Below are 2,943 nucleotides of genomic sequence, written 5' to 3' on the forward strand. Positions count from 1 at the left end.
TTTTAGGTTAAGTTAGAAAGGGCGCACGGTGGATGCCTTGGCACTAGGAGCCGATGAAGGACGGGACTAACACCGATATGCTTCGGGGAGCTGTAAGTAAGCTTTGATCCGGAGATTTCCGAATGGGGGAACCCACTGCTCGTAATGGAGTAGTATCTTTACCTGAATACATAGGGTATTGAAGGCAGACCCGGGGAACTGAAACATCTAAGTACCCGGAGGAAGAGAAAGCAAACGCGATTCCCTGAGTAGCGGCGAGCGAAACGGGACATAGCCCAAACCAAGAGGCTTGCCTCTTGGGGTTGTAGGACACTCAACATGGAGTTACAAAGGAACGGGGTAGATGAAGCGGTCTGGAAAGGCCCGTCATAGAAGGTAAAAACCCTGTAGTTGAAACTTCGTTCCCTCCTGAGTGGATCCTGAGTACGGCCGGACACGAGAAATCCGGTCGGAAGCTGGGAGGACCATCTCCCAAGGCTAAATACTCCCTAGTGACCGATAGTGAACCAGTACCGTGAGGGAAAGGTGAAAAGCACCCCGGAAGGGGAGTGAAATAGATCCTGAAACCGTGTGCCTACAAGTAGTCAGAGCCCGTTCATGGGTGATGGCGTGCCTTTTGTAGAATGAACCGGCGAGTTACGATTACATGCAAGGTTAAGTTGAAAAGACGGAGCCGCAGCGAAAGCGAGTCTGAATAGGGCGAATGAGTATGTGGTCGTAGACCCGAAACCAGGTGATCTACCCATGTCCAGGGTGAAGGTGAGGTAACACTTACTGGAGGCCCGAACCCACGCACGTTGAAAAGTGCGGGGATGAGGTGTGGGTAGCGGAGAAATTCCAATCGAACCTGGAGATAGCTGGTTCTCTCCGAAATAGCTTTAGGGCTAGCCTCACGTTGTAAGAGTCTTGGAGGTAGAGCACTGTTTGGACTAGGGGCCCTCATCGGGTTACCGAATTCAGACAAACTCCGAATGCCAAAGACTTATCCGTGGGAGTCAGACTGCGAGTGATAAGATCCGTAGTCAAAAGGGAAACAGCCCAGACCACCAGCTAAGGTCCCAAAGTTTACGTTAAGTGGAAAAGGATGTGGAGTTGCTTAGACAACCAGGATGTTGGCTTAGAAGCAGCCACCATTTAAAGAGTGCGTAATAGCTCACTGGTCGAGTGACTCTGCGCCGAAAATGTACCGGGGCTAAACGTAACACCGAAGCTGTGGATTGACATCTACGATGTCAGTGGTAGGAGAGCGTTCTAAGGGCGTTGAAGCTAGACCGTAAGGACTGGTGGAGCGCTTAGAAGTGAGAATGCCGGTATGAGTAGCGAAAGACGGGTGAGAATCCCGTCCACCGTATGCCTAAGGTTTCCTGAGGAAGGCTCGTCCTCTCAGGGTTAGTCGGGACCTAAGCCGAGGCCGAAAGGCGTAGGCGATGGACAACAGGTTGATATTCCTGTACCACCTCTTTATCGTTTGAGTGATGGGGGGACGCAGGAGGATAGGGTAAGCGCGCTGTTGGATATGCGCGTCTAAGCAGTTAGGCTGGTAAGTAGGAAAATCCGCTTACCGTAAAGGCTGAGCTGTGATAGCGAGGGAAATATAGTACCGAAGTTCCTGATTCCACACTGCCAAGAAAAGCCTCTAGCGAGATAAAAGGTGCCCGTACCGCAAACCGACACAGGTAGGCGAGGAGAGAATCCTAAGGTGTGCGAGAGAACTCTCGTTAAGGAACTCGGCAAAATGACCCCGTAACTTCGGGAGAAGGGGTGCTTTTTGAGGTGAATAGCCTCGAAGAGCCGCAGTGAATAGGCCCAGGCGACTGTTTAGCAAAAACACAGGTCTCTGCGAAGCCGCAAGGCGAAGTATAGGGGCTGACGCCTGCCCGGTGCTGGAAGGTTAAGAGGAGGGGTTAGCGCAAGCGAAGCTCTGAATCGAAGCCCCAGTAAACGGCGGCCGTAACTATAACGGTCCTAAGGTAGCGAAATTCCTTGTCGGGTAAGTTCCGACCCGCACGAAAGGCGTAACGATCTGGGCACTGTCTCAACGAGAGACTCGGTGAAATTATAGTACCTGTGAAGATGCAGGTTACCCGCGACAGGACGGAAAGACCCCGTGGAGCTTTACTGTAGCCTGATATTGAATTTTGGTACAGCTTGTACAGGATAGGTAGGAGCCTGAGAAGCCGGAGCGCTAGCTTCGGTGGAGGCGTCGGTGGGATACTACCCTGGCTGTATTGAAATTCTAACCCGCACCCCTTATCGGGGTGGGAGACAGTGTCAGGTGGGCAGTTTGACTGGGGCGGTCGCCTCCTAAAGAGTAACGGAGGCGCCCAAAGGTTCCCTCAGAATGGTTGGAAATCATTCGTAGAGTGTAAAGGCACAAGGGAGCTTGACTGCGAGACCTACAAGTCGAGCAGGGACGAAAGTCGGGCTTAGTGATCCGGTGGTTCCGCATGGAAGGGCCATCGCTCAACGGATAAAAGCTACCCCGGGGATAACAGGCTTATCTCCCCCAAGAGTCCACATCGACGGGGAGGTTTGGCACCTCGATGTCGGCTCATCGCATCCTGGGGCTGTAGTCGGTCCCAAGGGTTGGGCTGTTCGCCCATTAAAGCGGTACGCGAGCTGGGTTCAGAACGTCGTGAGACAGTTCGGTCCCTATCCGTCGTGGGCGCAGGAAATTTGAGAGGAGCTGTCCTTAGTACGAGAGGACCGGGATGGACGCACCGCTGGTGTACCAGTTGTCTTGCCAAAGGCATCGCTGGGTAGCTATGTGCGGACGGGATAAGTGCTGAAAGCATCTAAGCATGAAGCCCCCCTCAAGATGAGATTTCCCATAGCGTCAAGCTAGTAAGAACCCTGAAAGATGATCAGGTTGATAGGTCAGAGGTGGAAGCGTGGTAACATGTGGAGCTGACTGATACTAATCGTTCGAGGACTTAACCAATT

Annotated in this window: 1 rRNA gene; it reads left to right on the forward strand. The window is 52.6% G+C overall.

Going from position 1 to position 2,943, the window contains the following annotated elements:
• Window positions 1–5 precede the first annotated feature (5 nt).
• Window positions 6–2,941, forward strand: a 23S ribosomal RNA gene (locus tag J2Y03_RS28825).
• The last annotated feature ends 2 nt before the right edge of the window (window positions 2,942–2,943 follow it).

The organism is Neobacillus niacini (assembly GCF_031457145.1).
Classification (GTDB): Bacteria; Bacillota; Bacilli; order Bacillales; family Cytobacillaceae; genus Neobacillus; species Neobacillus niacini_J.